Source organism: Photobacterium kishitanii (assembly GCF_003026355.1).
Lineage (GTDB): Bacteria > Pseudomonadota > Gammaproteobacteria > Enterobacterales > Vibrionaceae > Photobacterium > Photobacterium kishitanii.
On sequence record NZ_PYON01000009.1, the window covers coordinates 147,488 to 167,359 of the forward strand.

The window sequence follows — 19,872 nt, forward strand, 5'->3', positions numbered from 1 at the left end:
GTGGTTGTTAAAAATCGTCTTGGTTGGTTGTTGATTGGGTATGATTTACGGTAGTGATACCAAGATCGTGGTGTTCATCACCCGTTAATTGTACTTGCATCGCAACCATACTATTGATGGTATTTAATAACGATGCCCATTGAACATTCTTTTCTTGTTTAAACAAACTATCGAAATTTTCAATGTTCCATTTAACGAATGGACGAGGATTAAGTGGTTTACCTAAAAAGCGAATTTCATAATGCAGATGTGGTCCGGTTGATAATCCTGAATTACCCGTCCAGCCAATAAGTTGCCCTTTTTTTACAAATTCGCCTTGTTTGACTTTGAATTTACTCATGTGTGAATAAGTCGAAGTAAAACCCATGGTATGGTTTAAGGTCAATTGATTACCATAACCGTAGTTACTATTGCGAGCGCGTTCAATAACCGCGTCAGCTGGAGCATAAATCGGGGTACCAATTTTAGCTGCAAAATCAAGACCATCATGGCGTTTGCGTTTTTTAGTGATCGGGTGAATGCGAGTGCCAAAGCCCGAAGTTAATTGTACATTAGGGGTTGGAGCACCATTAGGAATTAGCTGAAATAAAGTTGCTCTAACGGCAGAGTTAATTGCCGCAGTATCAACCCGCTGGGTAATGGTTTGGCTATCGTCAGCGGGTTCAATGCCGAGGACAGTTTCCATATCATCAATACGTTGATTAAGCGCGACTAATGATTTGTTCTTATCCGCTAATGCTTGATTGAGATCTTGATTCATTGCGGTTTCTTCAGAAAGTGAAGCACTTAATGCTAATGCTTGGGCACTTAATTTCTGGGCTTTGATCTGAGAAATTTTAGCGTTTTGATAAAGGTGAAACATTGAATAGCCGCCATAGCTAAACATACCACATACAGCAATAATCACGGCGGCACGATAATAGTGCTGTAATGGACGTCGGGATTTATTGGCTAATGATGGCTCTGATAATGGTGGTTCTAAATGAGACATAATCTATAGCTATGATTGATAAGTTAGTGAGAGCTGATCGGCGATGAACAGACGTTTACAGTGTTTAATATCGTGTCAACTAACAGTAAGGAATTAGCTACTCAGTCTATGTCTTCGCTTATATTATTGCTAGTTATCACGTCACATAAATGAGGCAATACAGTATCTTGCTAAGGTTTTATATAAAAAGCATTTGATTTAAATGGCTATTTTTATTTTTGATAAAAAAGAGCTGCTCACACAGCTCTTTGATTACAAACTATTGAATTAATTATTTTGCAATACGTTTGTATTTAATACGATGCGGTTCGGCAGCATCAGCTCCCAATGTTTTCTTCAACCACTCAGTATATTCAGTAAAGTTACCTTCAAAGAAGCTCACTTTACCTTCATCTCGATAGTCAAGAATATGGGTAGCAACGCGGTCAAGGAACCAACGGTCGTGGGAAATAACCATCGCGCAACCAGGGAACTCAAGTAACGCTTCTTCCAATGCACGTAAAGTCTCTACGTCAAGGTCGTTGGTTGGTTCATCGAGTAGTAATACGTTACCACCCGATTTTAGTAGTTTAGCTAAGTGAACACGGTTACGTTCACCACCAGATAGATCACCGATACGTTTTTGATGATCACTGCCTTTAAAGTTAAAGCGTGATACATACGCACGAGCAGGAATCTCAAAGTTGTTGATCTTAAGAATATCAGCACCTTCTGAGATTTCTTGGTAAACAGTGTTGTTATCGTTCATGCTATCGCGGAACTGATCCACAGAGGCTAACTTCACTGTTTCACCTAATTCAATCGTACCCGAATCAGGTTGTTCATCACCGCTTAACATCTTAAATAGCGTTGATTTACCCGCACCGTTAGCACCGATAATGCCGACGATTGCTCCTTTTGGCATGCTGAATGATAAATCGTCAATCAGTACACGATCACCAAAGGATTTAGTCAGGTTTTTTACTTCAATAACTTTGTCGCCTAAACGCTCACCTGGTGGAATGAACAATTCATTGGTTTCATTACGCTTTTGGTGATCGGTTGTATTAAGCTCTTCAAAGCGCGCCATACGTGCTTTTGATTTAGCTTGGCGACCTTTAGGGTTTTGCCGAACCCATTCAAGTTCTTTCTCAATGGTTTTTTGCAAAGCACGTTCTTGAGATGATTCTTGTTTTAGACGTGCGTCTTTTTGCTCAAGCCATGAAGTATAGTTACCTTGCCATGGAATACCTTCACCACGGTCAAGTTCCAAAATCCACCCAGCAGCATTATCGAGGAAGTAACGGTCGTGGGTAATTGCAACCACAGTACCACTGTAATCCACTAAGAAGTGCTCAAGCCATGCCACTGATTCAGCATCTAAGTGGTTAGTTGGTTCATCAAGTAATAGCATGTCTGGTTTATCAAGTAATAAACGACAAATAGCAACACGACGACGCTCACCACCGGATAAATTTTTGATAGGCGCATCCCAATCAGGTAGACGCAGTGCATCTGCAGCACGCTCAAGTTGCATACCTAAATTGTGACCGTCTTTCGTTTCAATTAATGACTCAAGATCGCCTTGTTCTTTAGCTAAAGCATCAAAATCAGCATCTGGTTCAGCATAAGCTGCATACACCTGATCGAGACGAATTAAGGCATCTTTAACATCAGAAACAGATTCTTCAACTATTTCACGTACCGTTTTGGTTTCATCTAATACTGGTTCTTGAGGCAAGTAGCCGACTTTAAGTCCAGCTTGAGGACGTGCTTCACCTTCAATATCAGTATCAATGCCTGCCATAATACGCAGTAGGGTTGATTTACCTGAACCGTTAAGACCTAGAACACCAATTTTGGCACCAGGAAAGAAACTCAATGAAATATCTTTTAAGATTTGACGCTTAGGTGGGACGATTTTTCCCACTCGCGACATGGTATAGACGTAATCAGCCATATCCGTGTGTGATCTCTACTCTAAAATGAAGCTTATATAGTACCTATAATCTTTAAAAGTTCACTCGAATTGTTGTTTATTACTTGGCTCTGTAAGGTATTTTAACAATAAAAGGGATTGTTTATTGTAATGGTTACTATCACAATCATACCCTATGGTAATCATATATCCGTCAATCTATGTAAGCGCTGATATTAAGGGCTATTTCGCATTGGAGTGGCATTTTTTTGCTATCCTTGAGCAAGGATCGTAGATAAGTTTTGGTGTTTTTTTAGATATGGAGTCAATCGTGACACGTCTATTTAGTTATTCTCGCGTTTTTTCACTTGCTTTGTTGACTGTCGGATTAACCAGCACTGTAAGCGTTCAGGCTGCGTCTTTAGAGCAGCAACGAACATGGTATGAACAAGCTCAAAATGCTTTTTCTGCTAACGATATGGCCGCATTTCATCAAGCTAAAATTAAGTTAGGGGGCTATTCATTATACCCTTATTTAGAGTACCGAGAGTTTAATGCGCAGTTGGAGACCAAAAATCCAAGCCAGGTGAAGGTATTTATTGATAAATATAAAATGTTACCTTTTAGCCAAACAATTAAAACACGCTATTTAAACCAGCTGGTCAAGACTGAGCGTTGGCGTGATTTTTTGACGATGCAACCAGCAGTACCTCGAAATACCGATCTACAGTGTGCATTTTATTATGCGAAAGACAAAACAGGTAACACTAAATTAGCCTGGCAAGGCGCTGAAAAATTATGGCAAACAGGCAGTTCATTACCAACGGCTTGTGATAACTTATTAAATAGCTGGAATGCTGCAGGTAAACGTACTAATACTATGGTGTTAGATCGCATGGTATTGGCTTATTCAAAAGGAAATAAAAGTTTATTAAGCTATCTTGATAAGTTGCTAACGGGTGATGCTAAAGCGACAGGAGAAACTATATTAGCGTTATATGAACAGCCTCAAAATGTGGGTGAGTTTGCTAAAAAAAGTAAAGTAACCTCTTTTAATCAAGCACTGACTAAGAATGCTTTTTTATTACTTGCGCGTACAGATACTAAACAAGCAGTTGCTGAATATGATCAGGTCATGCGTGGGCAGCACTTTGATGCTAAAACGAAGCAAACATTGGCTGATGCAGTCGCTTCTCGATTAATGTCGACAACAGATACGGCATTAATGCAGTGGCGTGATAGTAAATTAGCTCATAGTCATAACACCAGCATTTTAGAGCGCCGAGTGCGTAATGCTATTCGTGACGCTAATTGGAAACAAACTCAGCTGTGGATTAATCGCTTACCAAAAGCAGCGCAAGAGACGCCACGGTGGACATTTTGGAAAGCAAAATTATTAGCGCAGAATGGTAATAAAAAACAAGCTGATAAAATCTATACCTCATTATTAGGTGAGCGTGATTTTTACAGTGCTGCTGCGGCAACGATATTACATAAACCCATTGTATACCCACTAACAAAGGCACCTACATCGACAACACTATTAAAGCCGTATAAAAAGAGTTTAGCCCGTGTTGGCGAGTTGATTAAAATTGATAAAATAGCGGCAGCTAATCGTGAGTGGGGGTTTTTGTTATCAAAAATAACCAATGTACAAACGAAGCGTCAGCTTGCGGTATATGCTGAAAAGCACCAATGGCATTATCTTGCTGTACAAGCAACTATTTCAGGTAAGTTATGGGATCACATGACATTACGATTCCCATTGGCGCACAAATGGTTATTTGATTTCTTTAGCGAGAAACGCAATATTCCGACATCAACCATGATGGCATTGGCGCGTCAAGAAAGTGCCTTGAACATCCATGCAAGATCACATGTTGGTGCAAGTGGGTTAATGCAGTTAATGCCAGCAACGGCTGCTGAAACGGCTAAAAAACTTGATTATAAATACTTAGGAAAGCAAAGTTTATTTGATCCAAGTGTTAATATTCGTTTGGGCAGTGCTTATTTGGAAATGATGTTAGCGCGTCATGATAATAATCGTATTTATGCGTTTGCATCTTACAATGCGGGGCCTGGTCGCGTGGCACAGTGGAAAAAAATAACAGCGGGTAAATTAGATGTTTATTCATTCATTGAACAAATACCATTTAATGAAACCCGTGGTTATGTTCAAAATGTATTGATGTTTGATATTTATTACAATGAACTGATGGGTCACAAAGGGGTGTTATTTAGCCCGCAAGAACTAAAAGACCGTTATTAACCATTTAAATAATAATTAGATATTATATATATAATAAACTTATTAAATATATAAATTAATAAGAAAATAAGCCGCTACTGTTATGCAGAGATGTGACAGTAGTGGCTATATAAATAAGAGAAAAATAATTTAATTTGATATATAAAATGTATGATTATTTTTTCTGAGAATAGGTTGGATAATCTAATATCCAGCGTTCACCAAATTTATGGTTCCATTCATCAGGAAACATAGAGAAGCCAGCCGCAGGGTACATGGTTAGTTCGCTGAATGTGACTTGATTATTGTGGAAATAAAGGTCGACACGAACCATGTCATAATATTTACCAATGCGTTCTGCTATTTCAATCATTTGATCAATGAACGCTGGTTTTTCAGGTACTGGCACTAAGCGTGGTTTTTTGTTTAGGATAAAACCAAGTTCATTCCAATCTCGATCAAACATATTTCGATAATGCTGTTCAAAACGACCTTGATCTAATTGGATAAATTCTACTTTTCCATCAATTACATGCAGTTTATAATCGTCAGGAACCGTGCCATTAAAGTCTAGAAACTCTTCAACAAAAACACGTGGTGGAATATTTTTATATCCCCATTCGCCTAGAGACCCTGATTGATCTTTTTTAAACCAACGCGATGCGAAATTTTTCATTTCATGTCCGGATAAGTGGTTGTTATCACGAACAAATTCGATGGTTTGACTTGTATGGTTTGCCTTCAATACATAATTACTTGGCATTTCTGAAAATGGGAATGTATCGAAATCAGCAACGTACTTAGCAACCCATAACGTTTCTGGAATGTACAGTTCTGGGGCAATTTCTTTAACGAACTTTTTAGCTGCTAATTTATCTGCACCAATAGTTAGATATTCACTGCGATCATGAATTTTTTTTAGTTGTACTTTTTCATTAAATGTTTGTGGATTAGCATAATTAATGAATTTTTTAAATTTTCTAAAAAATAGCAGTTGTAATCTTAATTTTATCGGTAGTTTGGATACTATTCCTGAAAATAATCGATATTGTAAACTTTCCATTCTAGGTTCTCTGCCTGTTATTTATCTAACTTGTAAATATTATTTGTATGTTTTATAATTAACACTAATATATTTGTTCGTACTTTTTATATATCAATTAATTAAACAGTATCACTTATGAATATTTAAGTATAACTAACTTAATGATTTTGATCTGTTATCTCTGTGTCAGGTTTGCATTTGTAGTTAATATGTCAAACAGGTAAATCATAAATATTTTGTATTACATATTGTTTGTTTTATAAAACATTTACTGCTTTTGCTATATATTATGTGTATTTGCTTTTTTTGACACTAAAAAAATAAATATTTTTATAGGCGGTTTGTTTTATCAAAAAAACAATCATCCTGTATATGGCTATTTTATTTTTTCTGATTTCATCAGCATTCTTAATTCTGTAAATAATAATGATGATTTTTGGCATAGAATAGGGGAATGATAGTGATGATTTACTCATCTCTTTATGCGCTATAAATAGCACCGTTACTTGGTCTGATGTAGGAATCGCGGTACACTGCACCGCGTATATAATGCCTTACGGGATAAACGAAAATGGCTGTAGACTCACCAAAGTATACTGATTGGCAACAGATTCTAGATTTACTCCAGCAAGCTTCTGCGGAACAACGTGATCAATTACTGTTTAAAGTATTATTAACTCACGATGAAAGAGAAGCATTAATCGCACGAGTGAACATAGTACATGAGCTACTAAATGGTGAACGTAGCCAACGTAAAATCAGTGAGTTACTTGGTGTCGGTGTTGCTACTATTACGCGTGGTTCAAATGAACTAAAACATCAAGATGATGCAACAAAAGCATGGTTAGCTGATTTTCTTGCAAAAAATGTCCCTTCTGCATCAGAATAATTATTATGAGCTTCATTAACATCTTGCGCGTTAGTTATTACTACTAAATTGTATTTATTAATATAATTCAGGGTGTAAAAAAGGGATTAACGCGAGAATTAAAGCTTGTTGATAAACACTGCTACGGCTCAACAAATGGTGGGTTAGCATCGCAATAGCCCCCCCTTTTTGTTTAATGTTTTGTTGAGCAAACATCTCATCCATCACATCTCCTAGCTCCATTCCTTGAGCTATTTTCGCTAATGCTAGTGGCGGTAATGGTAATGATGCTGAGCGAGCTGTCGATTTTTTGCCTTGATGTTCAATTACCATCCATGCAAATGTAAAATTGTCGTCGAGTCCAGCCTCTAAGCCAACGATGTAATCTGCATCAGGATAACGTTCATGGCAATGAGCGACTCGATTGTTAGCACCTAATAATGTTTCTTCACTGGTTAATGGTTGATCACGTACGCCACTGATAGCATTAACGCCTGTTGTAGTGAATGATTGTTGTGGAAAAGCAGCCTTAAATGCATCGGTTACTGCGGTGATTTTAGCTGGGTTAGTTGACGCGACAATAATGGTTAGCATAATTAACTATTCATAAAATAAAAATATTCATAAGTGTATTGAAAATAGCGTATTTATAGTGTGATTTGTAGTTAATAAAAAAGCCCATCTAATAATAAGATGAGCTTTTCTTTATCCCTAATTGAGCAGTCCGTAGTGATTAACGGTCGTAAGCCCAGTCTGATTGGATAATGTAACCGTGAATTTGGAACTCACCGTTATTTACAAATAAATTAGGGAAATCTGGCTGTGAGGTTGAAAATACAACGCCATCAGCTAATTGTGTCATATGGTAGAAATCAGGCTCACTGCCACGCACAGAAGCAAATACAGGTTGCTTTGGACGGTAAACGGCCTCTTTAGTTGCTAAAGCGTAACTACCTACTGGTGCACAATGGGCGATATTTTCATTATCAATGAATAAACCTAGGCATGCATCACGCTCTAGGTGTTGGGGAATAGCACGCTTGCTGATTACCTCAACAGAATCACCTAAATTGTAAGCCGAAAAATCTTTACGGTGGATCACTGGAATATATGTGCAGGTTGCTGAGCTATCATGTTCAGTGCTGATTGTCGTTGTTGCTTGGGTGCCTGTATCAATTTGACCCGTTAGGATATAACCAATTGATGTATTTAGGGTCTCAGCAATCTTTTCTAGTTCACGTACTTCGATACCGTATTTACCTGATAGTTTACGGCTCATTGTACCTTGTTGAAGGCTTAATGCTTCACCAAGTTGCTTCTGACTAATACCTTGAACTTTAGCCAAACGCTTAATTCTTTCTAAATATTCCATGTAACTAGCTTCCTGCTTCAAATAGGGGGTGTGAATGAGATAGACATTCTCAATAGTTATAAAACATATTACTCAAAAGTGTAGAAAAGGAATCATTGTTACTTTAAAAGTGGGATTGATTTGGTTAAAGAAATATACCCCAGAGGAAAGATGGGTAAAAAAGGGAACAAAATACGCAGAAAGAAATAAGTTTTGACCATAAAGGTAACGTTTGCGGAAGCAATCTTAATGATTACGTCAATTGAGATATTAGGCAAATAAAATAATTAAAAGTTATAACTTAATGATTTTTAATACTTTAAAAGTAAACTCAAAAGTGTTAAGTAATGTGGTGTTATTTGTTTTTTATTTTTGTAAATTTTGGTTTTATTTGTAAAACAACAACTGCTAGTAACCGTAAAATCAATAATAAAATTAAATAGTTTTCATGGGTATTAATATTAGTCTTGATGATTTTAAGAATAATCATTATTTGATTGTTGTCTTTATAACGTTTAAATGCTTTTTTGGTATTTAAATTTGCTATCAGGCTTGATATTGAGCTTATATTGAAACTAGGTGGGGAAGGGAAGGAATCGAATGCTCTATCTTACATCCAGTATAATTTTTTATGCTGTTATACGTAAAAAGGCCTACTCTCAATGAGAGTAGGCCTTTGCTATTTTATTGGTATTACTTATTAACTGGGGCTGGAGTACGAATTAAGTAATCAAAAGCCCCTAAACTTGCTTTAGCACCTTCACCCATTGCAATAATGATTTGCTTATAAGGTACAGTTGTTACGTCACCAGCAGCAAAGATACCGTTAGCACTGGTATTGCCATGAGCACCAATTTCAATCTCACCACGTGGTGTTAATGCTACTGTTGACTCTTTTAGCCACTCAGTGTTAGGTACCAAGCCAATTTGAACAAAGATACCCGCTAATTCAATGTGCTTGATTTCATCAGTGTTACGATCTTTGTAGCTAATACCTGTAACACGAGTGCCATCACCGACAACTTCAGTGGTTTGTGCCATTTTTATGATATCGATGTTCGGTAAGCTTTCAGCCTTATTAATCAATACTTGGTCAGCACGTAATGTGTCAGCAAATTCAAGTACAGTAACGTGTTCAACAATACCTGCTAGATCAATTGCCGCTTCAATACCAGAGTTACCACCACCGATAACAGCAGTACGTTTGCCTTTGAATAATGGACCATCACAGTGAGGACAGTAAGCGACACCTTTATTACGGTACTCTTGCTCACCAGGGACGTTCATTTCACGCCAGCGTGCACCTGTACTGATGATCACACTGCGTGATTTTAAGATTGCACCACTTTCTAGATAAATATGAGCATAACCGTCGTCAGTATCAGCGGCTTCAACGATGTTATTTACACGTTGCTCGCTCATGATATCAACGTTGTATTGTTTTACATGCTCTTCAAGGCTTGCCGCTAAACGAGGGCCTGTTGTTTCTTGAACAGAAATGAAGTTCTCGATAGACATAGTATCCATTACTTGGCCACCAAAACGTTCAGCAACAACACCGGTACGAATACCTTTACGTGCCGAGTAGATAGCAGCTGATGCGCCAGCTGGGCCACCACCAACAACTAATACATCAAATGGGGCTTTATCGTTTAGGCTTGCCGCTACTTTTTTAGCAGCACCTGTATCTAACTTGTTTAGAATTTCAGTTAAAGACATACGACCTTGGCCAAATACTTCGCCGTTTACATAAACAGTCGGTACCGCCATGATATTACGTTCAGTTACTTCAGCTTGGAAAGCTGCGCCATCAATCATGCTTGCTTTAATGCGAGGGTTGATTGCTGCCATCATATTGAAAGCCTGCACAACATCAGGACAGTTCTGGCAAGATAACGAAATAAATGTTTCAACAACGATGTCTTGATCAAGCGCGGCGATTTGGTCAATAACCGCTTGCTCTAGTTTCATTGGGTGACCGCCGCTATGCAGTAGTGCTAATACCAATGAAGTGAATTCGTGTCCCATTGGCAGACCAGCAAAGCTCATTGAGGTCTGTTTGGTTGGGTTAACCACTTGCATTACTGGTTTACGTACGCTGGCATTGTTATCTTCAATAACACTAACTTTATTATTTAGTTCTGCAATTTCATAAGCAAGCTCATGCAGTTTTTGTGCAGTGTCACTATCATCTAAACTTAATACAAGTTGTACGTCGGTTTTTAAATTTTCTAAATATGCTTTTAATTGCTGCTTCATGTTTTGTTCTAACATAATCTTGCCTTTTTAATTTATTTACGGCTTAACAGTAGATGATGAAAACTGATCTACTGTAATACGACATATTGCCTATATAAAAAGGCTTAAATATGTTTGGAAGGTCTTATAATTGATAAGGCACCAAACATGAGGTTTATGTTTGATGCCTTATTACCTTTAAATAAGCGAATTATTTAAAAGCAGGATGAACAATATTGAGTTTTGAATAGCGATCAAAATGTCATATTGTCATCAAAGGTGAATAAGATTAGATCTTACCAACTAGGTCTAGAGAAGGAGTTAGTGTAGCTTCACCTTCTTTCCATTTAGCTGGGCAAACTTCACCTGGGTGAGCAGCAACGTATTGTGCAGCTTTTACTTTACGCATTAGATCTTCAGCTTCACGACCGATACCTTCAGCAGTGATTTCCATTGCTTGGATAACACCTTGTGGGTCGATTAGGAAAGTAGCGCGGTCTGCAAGACCTTGACCTTCACGCATAACATTGAAGTTATTTGTGATGTTACCAGTTTGGTCGCCTACCATGAAGTAGTTGATTTTACCGATAGTATCAGAGCTGTCGTGCCATGCTTTGTGAGTAAAGTGAGTATCAGTTGATACTGAGAACACTTCAACGCCACGCTCTTGAAGCTCTGCGTAATGGTCAGCAAGGTCGCCAAGCTCTGTAGGACATACGAAAGTAAAGTCAGCTGGGTAGAAGAAGAATACAGCCCACTTACCTAGAACATCTTTTTCAGTGATTTCTACGAAGTTGCCTTCTTTGAATGCTGTAGCGCTAAATGGTTTAATTTCAGTGTTGATCATAATATGGAATCCTTTTAAATATAATTTTAATTTTTTATGCTGTAGTGCAAATCAAATCTCTGAAGCTATTATTGTCGAACCGGGGATATTAAGGAAATCGTTACAGCCGATACATTCAATAGCTAAAACCTATTGTTGGTGTATGGGGCGGTTGGTTGATGATTTATCACCAGTGAGACTGGAGAAACTATTTAGATTGACTACACCTCGGGCCTAACCTGATTAAAGAAAAAGTCCTATTTTATGTAAAAATAAAATAGGACTTTTTAAATATTCTAACCTTCTTACAATCAAGAGAAGCTCAAAAAATCATGGCGAGTTGCTAACTTTATTAGAAAACCATTTTTTGATAAAAAACTAAAATAATGGTGAGAATTTGCCATGACAACTAAATCAACGGATAAATGTGTCGCCAATCGCTCGATAGCCATACCCACCGGTCCGCTGACAATATAAACATGATCTTTATTTAAACTGGTGCCAGTAATTAAATCCTTTATTTTATTTTCTAGCTCGTCCTTTTCAGTATTAACAAGATCATCCCCTAGTTGGTGTCCAAAATAGGCGTCATCAGAAAATAGTTGATCATCAATATTTGTGGCATAACCAACAAACAGTTCTGCGTTGAGTTGCTCAGCTAAAGCAATCGCTTTGAGAAGATAAGGTTTAGAATCGATATCTAGCGCATACAATACTTTTTTATACATCTTTGCCTTCTTTAGGTTTGTTAACCCATGCATATTCTAAGCGAGAGACTAAAGCATGGTACAAAAGTGCAATCAGAACAATTATGCAGCTACCTGCAAAAATTGGATAAAACGCGAAGAGAATACTGGTATGAGCACCTAACATGATCAATAACGGATTCCCCCCAGCAGGTGGGTGCGTAACATTGAGCATTATCATCAGAAAAATACCAACGCCAACCGCCAAGCCTAGAGACCAAAATGTTACAGGCAAAAGGTTAGCAAATATAATGCCTGTGATTGCAGTCGTTAGGTGACCGAATACTACATTTTTAGGGTGGGCTAAAGGACTTTGTGGTAACCCAAAGACCAACACCATTGTGGCACCAAAAGGAGCGACTAATAAATAGTCACCTTTGGCTACACCATCGAAAAAGGCAAGGGTACCAATACATAATGCGGAGCCTGCAGCGGCAACTAACGCAATCATCCATAGTTTATGAGCTGGGTGGGTGATCTTATAATGGATCCCTTTTGGAATATCAGCCATCGTAATACTTACTTATGAGTACAATATATTAATAGTATATGCTAATTTTGACTCAATATGAGGATCGATAATAGCTCATAAGTATTATCTAAGAATGCGGTCATGATCCCACTTTGTTGATCAGCAATAATAAATACCCTATTAAATATATCGATGATTAACGGACAATAGTGGGTAAGGTTGACTGTAGAATTGGATTGAGGTTTTTCAAAAGTATCTCATTGCTATGTAGATAAAATCTTATAGCAGTATTCAATTTTATAGCGATTTTAATTAAGCGATAGTTTCTATTTTCAATGCCTATTGAGATAGTATTTTGCGAGAAAAGCATCATAATCGTGCTATACAAAACTTACAGAAGAAATGAACCATGACTAATTTCCAATATTACTTTCATCAATTTCCTTGCTTTCAATGTAAAAAAAACACAGTAAGCGCTGATCTTGGTTGGTTAACGGCTGCGATGAAAGATGATGTTATCGCGCAAGTCACTGCGATTATTGCGCAAGGCAATGTTGAGCAAGAACTGTCAGTGAACGTTACTTGTACTAAAGACGAAGCTCGTGATTACTTATTGCTGAATTTCTATGGTTATTCAGAAAAAGAATTAGCCAATCCAGTTAAATCAGAAGATGAGCAAGAAGTGGCAGATGAAATAGCAGAGCTATTAGCTAACGGTAGTGATACTGCTGTTTTTGAACACGAAATCGTATTACAAAGCTGTACTGATTGCGATATTGATTAAGAGTCAAACTAAGCGTAATCATTAAACATAAACATGTTCGTCATACGTAATATGGTGTTTTATTTAAGGTGTTAGCAGAATTGATTTTGCTAACGCTTTTTTGTTGCTGCTGTTTTTATATATGATCTTATCGAATTTTAGGCATTAAAAAAGGCCACTTCCTAAGAAGTGGCCCTTTCCAAACGTTTGGTGGAGCTGGCGGGATTTGAACCCGCGTCCAAAATCAGTCTAACAGATGGCGCTACATGTTTAGTCAATCTTTATTCTCGTATCGTCACTGCGAATTGACACGCTATGCTAATACATACCAGAATTCTATTTCGCGGTTCATCTCTCTAGTCAAAGAATCCCTCGCTATCTCGTTTGGGTTTGAACCCCTGTTATTCCCCGTCTTACAAGCGGAAGCTAGGGCAGGAGCGCTCTTAGCAGGGTATTAAGCTGCTAGTGCGTAGTTTTCGTCGTTTGCGACTATTTTTTTGCGGCTGTTTAACGAGGCAAACCGCACCTCGACATGCTCCACAAGCCTTCGTGATCCTGTCGAATCCTGAATCAGCCCCAGATGCATTCGATGTTAGCAGAATATTTAACTAGGTCAATAGCTATATTGTAATTCACTCACCAAGTGATTGATTACTATTCAAATGCTAACATCGTGTTGCATAGGTTGCTTAACGGTTATTGCCTTTCATGATACGAGCTTTATCACGTTGCCAATCTTTGGCTTTGCTATCCGCACGTTTATCATGCAATTTCTTACCACGAGCAGTACCGATTTTCACTTTTACAAATGAAGTACTCCAGTACATAACTAAAGCGACGATGGTATCGCCTTCGCGGTTAACCGAATCTTCTAGCTTTCTCAGTTCACGACGGTTAAGCAATAGCTTACGTACGCGGGTTGGATCAGCGACTACGTGAGTTGATGCTGCATTTAATGGCGCAATGGTTAAACCTGAAATAAAGGCTTCACCGTTACGTAAGAAAACATAACTTTCGGTCATATTTACTTTACCGTCACGGATGGCTTTTACTTCCCAACCCTGTAATACCATACCAGCTTCGTATTCGTCGCCGATGGCAAATTCAAAACGAGCGCTTTTATTTTTTGCAATAGTATTGCTACTTTGCTTTGGTTTTTTAGCCATGTTGACCTCGTAGAGTCATTGTTGCAGTCCCAGAACAAAATCTAATATCGGTGATTTTTCTGGTCGAATAAGCTATTGACGTTACCATAATACCGCTAGATGGTAACTGTTATTTTGGTCGATAGCTCAGTAATGGTATCATTGACTAAACGCAGCGAATAGATTTTATCTTCAGGGTGAGGATGTGTTCGATGAAGGAGAAGCTATGCCACAAATTAGTCGTTCGGCACTGGTGCCTTTTAGTGCACAACAAATGTTTAACTTGGTGAATGATGTTGAATCTTACCCAATGTTTTTACCCGGCTGTGCGGGCAGTAAAATCATTGAAAGTTCGACCAGCCATATGATGGCCTCAGTTGATGTAGCCAAAGCTGGTATACGTAAAACATTTGTCACGCATAATAAATTGGTTGATTTTAATCAAATTCAAATGCAGTTAGTGGATGGTCCTTTTCGAAAATTAGTTGGCGGATGGACATTCACTGAACTTGATGCAACAGCTTGTAAAATTGAATTAAATTTAGAATTTGAATTTACTAGCGGCTTAATTGATGTTGCCTTTGGTAAAATTTTTCGTGATCTGACCAGTAATATGGTGCAAGCGTTCACACAGCGAGCAAGAGAAGTTTATGCATTCTGATCAACCCTTAATTCATGTTGAGGTAGTTTATGCACTGCCTAACGTACAGCGAGTATTAAAGCTCGCTGTTGTTGCTGCGACTCCCATTCAGGCGATTATTGAGCAATCGGGTATTTTAACTATGTACCCCGAGATTGACCTCAAGACCAATAAAGTCGGCATATATAGTCGTAATGTAAAATTAGATGCGACAGCGCGTGATGGGGATCGGATTGAGATTTATCGTCCGTTAATTGCAGATCCGCGTGAGATCCGCCGTAAACGCGCAGAACAAGCCAAAAAAGACGCTGAAAAGTAACGCTTCTTTTTATAGCAGACAATAAAAAGCTCGCCATTTATTAGCGAGCTTTTTTTATTTTTTGAAAACAACTATTTTCTATGAAGTCTGATTAATTCATTGGATCCATGAAGTTAGGACCTTGCTTGTAATCACCTTTCATACTAACAAGCTGGGCCTGTTGGTTGAAAGTTAAGAACAAGTTCTTTTGAACCGGCTTATCATGACCATTTTGTTCGTAGAAAATGTAATTCCATGTGTTGGGGTAACTTGGGTCGACTAACATAGGCGTACCCAGCACATATTGAACTTGTGTTTTCGTCATGCCAACACGCAAGGTATTAACACTTTTCTGTTCTACATAGTTGCCTTGGTCAATATCAATACGATAAACCAAACGTTCAGCGACCGAACAGCCGCTAAGTAAGCCCAACACTAAGGTTAGGGCTGCAATGTTTTTCCAACTCATAGCATCCTGGCTTTTTAGCTTTAACTGCTGCGATGATAAACAAGCTCTTGGCAGAAGTAAAAAGCGGTAAAGAAAAAAAGTAATATATTTTGATATTCGACTACTACTGTCAGCAATAGTTGCATCAATGTTTTAGTTTATTTCATATTTGCCCAAGATGCGAAATTAAATCAAGCCGCAACCAGTAGTTCTTTGGCATTTGCGAGTGTGCGTTCAGTAATTTCACTGCCACCAAGTAGACGGGCTAGCTCTGCGATACGATCATCGGTACTTAATGGACGCATCTGAGTTTCAGTCTGACCATCAGTGGTTTTCTTAGCAACAAACATTTGTTGATGACCACAACCAGCGACTTGCGGTAAGTGAGTTACACACATTACTTGCGTTGATTTGCCCAGCTTTCGCAGCATTTTGCCAACAATAGCCGCTGTTGGACCACTGATACCCACATCAACTTCATCGAAAATTAAACTTGGAGTTTCAACTTTTTGAGCCGTGATCACTTGAATTGCGAGTGAGATACGTGAAAGTTCACCACCAGAAGCGACTTTGCCTAATGGCTGTAATGGTTGGCCTGGGTTAGTTGATACTAAGAAATTAATACTGTCATAGCCTAATGGACTTAGCATCCGTTCTGGATCACTGGTAAGTGCGATTTCAAACTCACCGTGTTCCATACTTAGCATGTGCATGCTTTCAGTGATTTTTTGATCTAATTCTTTGGCGTAACGTTGACGGCTTTTGCTTAGTTTTTCGGCAGCTTCAATGCATTGCTGGCGTAGAGATTCGACATTAGCTGCCATATCTTCTAAACGTTCATCACTGCAATCAAGATTTTCAAGTTCTTTAAGTAAATCATGATGTTTTTGGTAAAGCTCTGCTGGCATAACGTAGTGCTTGCGTGCCATTGACATGATTTTAGCTAAACGCTCTTCAAGATAAATTAACCGATGCGGGTCCATATCTAAGTTATCAAGGTAACTACGTAACTCTTGGCTAGCCTCTTGAACTTGGATGATCGCTTCTTCAAGCATCTGTGGAATAGCACTTAAATTGCTGTCGTATTCCCCAAGATTGTTAACTTGCTGGCAAGCGAGTTGCAGTAATTGCAATGCATTACCATCATCGTTGTCATAAAGAACAGACAGCGCAGTTTGACTTGAAATAGCCAGTTCACCTGAATTTGATAGACGTTTATGTTCTTCTTCAATTTCAGTGAATTCTTCTTCGCCTAACGCTAATTCATCCAGCTCTTTTACTTGGTATTGCAATAATTGTTTTTGGGCTTCGTTTTCATCACGGCTTTGAGTTAAACGTTTTAGCTCATTATGTGCTTGACGCCAGCGTTGGTAAGCACTGCGAGTACGATCAATCAGTAAGTGATGACCAGCATATTGATCTAGCATATGCTGTTGATATTCAGGGCGCATTAGTTGTTGATGAGCATGCTGACCATGAATATTAATCAGTAGTTGGCCTAAGGCTTTTTGTTGCGATGCAGGAACAGGGCTGCCATTAATAAAGCCACGTGAACGGCCTTCTTTGGTGATCACTCGGCGCAAAATACATTCTTCACCATCACTGAGCTCATTATCTTCGAGCCAACGTCGAGCCGCTTGGTTATTGGCCAATAAAAAGGCAGCTGAAATTTCAGCTTTATCTTCATTCGGTCGTACCATTGAGGCTTCAGCGCGATCGCCTAAGCATAAACCTAATGCATCAATCGCAATAGATTTACCCGCACCGGTTTCACCTGTAATAGTGGTCATTCCCGGTTTTAGTTCAAATTGAAGAGTTTTGACAATAGCAAAGTTAGAGATCGTCATGTGCGCGAGCATTGTGTTCACCTGTTTAAATCAACACCTGTTTTTTCATACAGTATATACTGTATCTATAACCAGTAAAGTACTGGGGTGATAATTATTCAGATAAAATGTGACTTAGATTAACTTTTTTGCACTGTTATAAAAAAACCAGCAGATAAATATGCTGGTTTTTAGAGTGATAACTGCCGTTCAGCTTAAAATAGTCGGCTTGACCAGCCTAGTTTTCCACGTAGTACATTGTAGTAACTGTAATTTTTTGGATGAATTAATTGCAGACGGTCTTCGCTTTGATAGATGTGAATTTCATCCCCAGGGCTTACAGGCAGTGAGACTTGACCATCACAGCTTACTTCTAAGGTGCTGCCATTATTGGGTGAAACCAGCAGTTTGATACAGCGATCACCATCTACGACCAGTGGACGAGATGAAAGGGTGTGAGGAAACATCGGCACTAAAGCAATAGCATTTAAACTGGTTGATAGAATTGGGCCGCCACCAGAAAGAGAGTAAGCTGTTGAGCCTGTAGGGGTAGCTATGATTAATCCATCAGAACGTTGTGAGAATGCAAAGCAGTCATCAATATAGACTTCAAACTCAATCATGTGAGCAATTTTATCTGGGTGTAATACTGCTTCGTTTAATGCCGCATTACGGCTTTTAATTTGACCATTGCGATGCACCTCAGCTTCTAACAGAAACCGATCTTCTTTAATAAACTCACCCGCAAGCACTAACTGTAATTGTTGCTCAAAATCATCAGGATCAAGATCGGTAAGGAAACCAAGGTTGCCACGATTAACACCAATAACAGAAATATCAAATCGAGATAATACTCGAGCAGCACCTAACATATTGCCATCACCGCCAACAACAACGGCAAGATCTGCTTTATCACCAATGGTGAGTAAATCACAAAAACAATGCTCAGGTACGTCAATATCGTTGACTAACCGATGATCGACTAACACGTTATAACCTTGTGCAGTTAACCACTCGTAAAGGCTAGAGTGCGTTTGTAATGCCTCCGGATTACGAGGTTTGCCAATTAACGCGATAGTATCAAAAATACGCTTCATGTCCTTGTTCCGACAAATGATGGTGGGTCAGTATAGCCTTAGAAAAAACAACTTGTCGTGGTTTGTTGTCAATATTGGCTTGAATCATTGAACTTCATCCCCATAATATGCTCAAGACTGTTCTAAAAGTAGCGCTTATCCAATTAGGCTACTAAGTGAATAAATACCCTTTTATCTTGGCGGAGAACCAACGCATGACTAACAAAAACCACAATGTACAGGATGAGCAGCTAAATGACGCAGTTGAAGCTGTAGAAGTTGAAGCTGTCGAGGGTGAGTTTGTTGAATCTGAGCAAGAATTATATGCAGCTCGTATTGCTGAACTAGAAGCAGCTCTATTAGCAAAAGATGCAGAAGTTAATGAAGTAAAAGATGCGGCATTACGTGCACGCGCTGAAGGCGAAAACGTTCGTCGTCGTTCTGAGCAAGAAATTGATAAAGCGCGTAAATACGCATTGAACAAATTTGCTGAAGAGTTATTGCCAGTTATTGATAATCTTGAACGTGCTATTGAAATGGCAGACAAGAATAACGAAGCAACTAAAGCAATGATGGAAGGTGTTGAGCTTACATTGATGACCATGACATCCACAGTAGCTAAATTTGGTCTAAAAGTGATTGACCCACAAGGTGAAACTTTTAATCCTGAGTTCCACCAAGCGATGGCAATTCAAGAAAGCACTGAATTTGCACCAAATACCGTTATGGCTGTAATGCAAAAAGGTTACGAGCTAAATGGCCGTGTGATCCGTCCTGCAATGGTGATGGTATCAAAAGCTGCTGCGGGTAATGTGAATACTCAAGCGTAATTTGCAACAAATGATTCAAGGTTTACTTGATGATGTCGCAAAATAAAGCCCACTTCGGTGGGTTTTTTTATTTTTTTGCATTTTTTTTGGGGTCTCCCCTTGAAAAGCAGTCTGGCGACCTTATCTAGTAGTCATAAGACATTAAATGTATTTGTCACGGGGTT

The 19,872-nt window shown here is 38.6% G+C and carries 19 protein-coding genes and 1 other RNA gene; 6 read left to right on the forward strand and 14 right to left on the reverse strand.

Annotation, left to right across the window (positions count from 1 at the left end; all coding sequences use genetic code 11):
• Positions 1–7 precede the first annotated feature (7 nt).
• Together C0W29_RS12345 and ettA are read right to left on the reverse strand one after the other, a co-directional pair.
• Positions 8–991 carry a M23 family metallopeptidase gene (locus tag C0W29_RS12345; RefSeq protein WP_080895399.1) on the reverse strand — a complete coding sequence of 328 codons (984 nt, stop codon included), beginning with the start codon at positions 989–991 and terminating at the stop codon, positions 8–10.
• A 271-nt stretch (positions 992–1,262) separates the two neighbouring features.
• Entirely contained in the window at positions 1,263–2,930 is a 1,668-nt protein-coding gene (ettA, locus tag C0W29_RS12350; protein ID WP_045045130.1) for an energy-dependent translational throttle protein EttA, read from the reverse strand.
• Positions 2,931–3,219: 289 nt separating this feature from the next.
• Here ettA and sltY point away from each other — a divergent pair, with 289 nt between their 5' ends.
• Positions 3,220–5,157 carry a murein transglycosylase gene (sltY, locus tag C0W29_RS12355; protein WP_235869019.1) on the forward strand — a complete coding sequence of 646 codons (1,938 nt, stop codon included), beginning with the start codon at positions 3,220–3,222 and terminating at the stop codon, positions 5,155–5,157.
• Positions 5,158–5,311: 154 nt separating this feature from the next.
• Here the strand turns inward: sltY and C0W29_RS12360 are convergent, their stop codons facing one another.
• Positions 5,312–6,199, reverse strand: a complete 888-nt coding sequence (locus C0W29_RS12360; RefSeq protein ID WP_107174160.1) for an ATP-grasp fold amidoligase family protein — start codon at positions 6,197–6,199, stop codon at positions 5,312–5,314.
• A gap of 553 nt (positions 6,200–6,752) precedes the next feature.
• Here C0W29_RS12360 and trpR point away from each other — a divergent pair.
• A complete protein-coding gene (trpR, locus tag C0W29_RS12365; RefSeq protein WP_036795942.1) occupies positions 6,753–7,070 on the forward strand; it encodes a trp operon repressor in 318 nt (105 codons plus the stop codon).
• A 57-nt stretch (positions 7,071–7,127) separates the two neighbouring features.
• On the opposite strand, the gene yjjX is transcribed toward trpR, so the two are convergent.
• From yjjX to C0W29_RS12395, 6 genes are all read right to left on the reverse strand, one after another.
• The gene (yjjX, locus tag C0W29_RS12370; protein ID WP_045045132.1) at positions 7,128–7,643 is read right to left on the reverse strand and encodes an inosine/xanthosine triphosphatase; all 516 of its coding nucleotides are present in this window, start codon (positions 7,641–7,643) and stop codon (positions 7,128–7,130) included.
• 139 nt (positions 7,644–7,782) lie between these two features.
• Entirely contained in the window at positions 7,783–8,421 is a 639-nt protein-coding gene (locus C0W29_RS12375; protein ID WP_045045133.1) for a helix-turn-helix domain-containing protein, read from the reverse strand.
• 672 nt (positions 8,422–9,093) lie between these two features.
• Positions 9,094–10,674, reverse strand: a complete 1,581-nt coding sequence (gene ahpF, locus C0W29_RS12380; protein WP_045045134.1) for an alkyl hydroperoxide reductase subunit F — start codon at positions 10,672–10,674, stop codon at positions 9,094–9,096.
• 253 nt (positions 10,675–10,927) lie between these two features.
• The gene (gene ahpC / locus C0W29_RS12385; protein ID WP_036795938.1) at positions 10,928–11,485 is read right to left on the reverse strand and encodes an alkyl hydroperoxide reductase subunit C; all 558 of its coding nucleotides are present in this window, start codon (positions 11,483–11,485) and stop codon (positions 10,928–10,930) included.
• A gap of 290 nt (positions 11,486–11,775) precedes the next feature.
• A complete protein-coding gene (locus tag C0W29_RS12390; RefSeq protein ID WP_036795936.1) occupies positions 11,776–12,192 on the reverse strand; it encodes a universal stress protein in 417 nt (138 codons plus the stop codon).
• Entirely contained in the window at positions 12,185–12,721 is a 537-nt protein-coding gene (locus C0W29_RS12395; protein WP_045042296.1) for an HPP family protein, read from the reverse strand. The genes C0W29_RS12390 and C0W29_RS12395 overlap by 8 nt, the downstream gene beginning before the upstream one ends.
• 370 nt (positions 12,722–13,091) lie before the next feature.
• On the opposite strand from C0W29_RS12395, the gene C0W29_RS12400 reads away from it, so the two are divergent.
• Positions 13,092–13,466 carry a hypothetical protein gene (locus tag C0W29_RS12400; protein WP_036795934.1) on the forward strand — a complete coding sequence of 125 codons (375 nt, stop codon included), beginning with the start codon at positions 13,092–13,094 and terminating at the stop codon, positions 13,464–13,466.
• 187 nt (positions 13,467–13,653) lie between these two features.
• Here the strand turns inward: C0W29_RS12400 and ssrA are convergent.
• Positions 13,654–14,023: a transfer-messenger RNA gene (gene ssrA, locus C0W29_RS12405) on the reverse strand.
• Positions 14,024–14,134: 111 nt separating this feature from the next.
• Positions 14,135–14,611 carry an SsrA-binding protein SmpB gene (gene smpB, locus C0W29_RS12410; protein ID WP_036795915.1) on the reverse strand — a complete coding sequence of 159 codons (477 nt, stop codon included), beginning with the start codon at positions 14,609–14,611 and terminating at the stop codon, positions 14,135–14,137.
• Between the two features lie 205 nt (positions 14,612–14,816).
• Between smpB and C0W29_RS12415 the strand changes: the two genes are divergently transcribed.
• Together C0W29_RS12415 and C0W29_RS12420 are read left to right on the forward strand one after the other, a co-directional pair.
• A complete protein-coding gene (locus tag C0W29_RS12415) occupies positions 14,817–15,251 on the forward strand; it encodes an SRPBCC family protein (protein ID WP_036795914.1) in 435 nt (144 codons plus the stop codon).
• Positions 15,241–15,549 carry an RnfH family protein gene (locus C0W29_RS12420; RefSeq protein WP_036795913.1) on the forward strand — a complete coding sequence of 103 codons (309 nt, stop codon included), beginning with the start codon at positions 15,241–15,243 and terminating at the stop codon, positions 15,547–15,549. Before C0W29_RS12415 ends, C0W29_RS12420 begins: the two co-directional genes overlap by 11 nt.
• Positions 15,550–15,640: 91 nt before the next feature.
• Here the strand turns inward: C0W29_RS12420 and bamE are convergent, their stop codons facing one another.
• The 3 genes from bamE to nadK all read right to left on the reverse strand — a co-directional run bounded on the left by bamE (position 15,641) and on the right by nadK (position 18,899).
• A complete protein-coding gene (bamE, locus tag C0W29_RS12425) occupies positions 15,641–15,997 on the reverse strand; it encodes an outer membrane protein assembly factor BamE (protein ID WP_036795911.1) in 357 nt (118 codons plus the stop codon).
• 170 nt (positions 15,998–16,167) lie between these two features.
• Positions 16,168–17,835, reverse strand: coding sequence for a DNA repair protein RecN (gene recN, locus C0W29_RS12430; RefSeq protein WP_036795910.1), 1,668 nt, complete (start codon positions 17,833–17,835; stop codon positions 16,168–16,170).
• A gap of 182 nt (positions 17,836–18,017) precedes the next feature.
• Positions 18,018–18,899, reverse strand: a complete 882-nt coding sequence (gene nadK / locus C0W29_RS12435) for an NAD(+) kinase (RefSeq protein ID WP_045042307.1) — start codon at positions 18,897–18,899, stop codon at positions 18,018–18,020.
• 194 nt (positions 18,900–19,093) lie between these two features.
• On the opposite strand from nadK, the gene grpE reads away from it, so the two are divergent.
• Positions 19,094–19,708, forward strand: a complete 615-nt coding sequence (gene grpE / locus C0W29_RS12440) for a nucleotide exchange factor GrpE (protein WP_036795907.1) — start codon at positions 19,094–19,096, stop codon at positions 19,706–19,708.
• The last annotated feature ends 164 nt before the right edge of the window (positions 19,709–19,872 follow it).

Bases quoted from the DNA above. Each gene is read 5' to 3' on its own strand.
- C0W29_RS12415 (WP_036795914.1), top strand. From the start codon at position 14,817: ATGCCACAAATTAGTCGTTCGGCACTGGTGCCTTTTAGTGCACAACAA.
- bamE (WP_036795911.1), bottom strand. From the start codon at position 15,997: ATGAGTTGGAAAAACATTGCAGCCCTAACCTTAGTGTTGGGCTTACTT.
- ahpF (WP_045045134.1), bottom strand. From the start codon at position 10,674: ATGTTAGAACAAAACATGAAGCAGCAATTAAAAGCATATTTAGAAAAT.
- trpR (WP_036795942.1), top strand. From the start codon at position 6,753: ATGGCTGTAGACTCACCAAAGTATACTGATTGGCAACAGATTCTAGAT.
- C0W29_RS12360 (WP_107174160.1), bottom strand. From the start codon at position 6,199: ATGGAAAGTTTACAATATCGATTATTTTCAGGAATAGTATCCAAACTA.
- ettA (WP_045045130.1), bottom strand. From the start codon at position 2,930: ATGGCTGATTACGTCTATACCATGTCGCGAGTGGGAAAAATCGTCCCA.
- ahpC (WP_036795938.1), bottom strand. From the start codon at position 11,485: ATGATCAACACTGAAATTAAACCATTTAGCGCTACAGCATTCAAAGAA.
- C0W29_RS12400 (WP_036795934.1), top strand. From the start codon at position 13,092: ATGACTAATTTCCAATATTACTTTCATCAATTTCCTTGCTTTCAATGT.
- C0W29_RS12390 (WP_036795936.1), bottom strand. From the start codon at position 12,192: ATGTATAAAAAAGTATTGTATGCGCTAGATATCGATTCTAAACCTTAT.
- C0W29_RS12420 (WP_036795913.1), top strand. From the start codon at position 15,241: ATGCATTCTGATCAACCCTTAATTCATGTTGAGGTAGTTTATGCACTG.
- yjjX (WP_045045132.1), bottom strand. From the start codon at position 7,643: ATGCTAACCATTATTGTCGCGTCAACTAACCCAGCTAAAATCACCGCA.
- smpB (WP_036795915.1), bottom strand. From the start codon at position 14,611: ATGGCTAAAAAACCAAAGCAAAGTAGCAATACTATTGCAAAAAATAAA.
- C0W29_RS12395 (WP_045042296.1), bottom strand. From the start codon at position 12,721: ATGGCTGATATTCCAAAAGGGATCCATTATAAGATCACCCACCCAGCT.
- grpE (WP_036795907.1), top strand. From the start codon at position 19,094: ATGACTAACAAAAACCACAATGTACAGGATGAGCAGCTAAATGACGCA.
- nadK (WP_045042307.1), bottom strand. From the start codon at position 18,899: ATGAAGCGTATTTTTGATACTATCGCGTTAATTGGCAAACCTCGTAAT.
- C0W29_RS12345 (WP_080895399.1), bottom strand. From the start codon at position 991: ATGTCTCATTTAGAACCACCATTATCAGAGCCATCATTAGCCAATAAA.
- recN (WP_036795910.1), bottom strand. From the start codon at position 17,835: ATGCTCGCGCACATGACGATCTCTAACTTTGCTATTGTCAAAACTCTT.
- C0W29_RS12375 (WP_045045133.1), bottom strand. From the start codon at position 8,421: ATGGAATATTTAGAAAGAATTAAGCGTTTGGCTAAAGTTCAAGGTATT.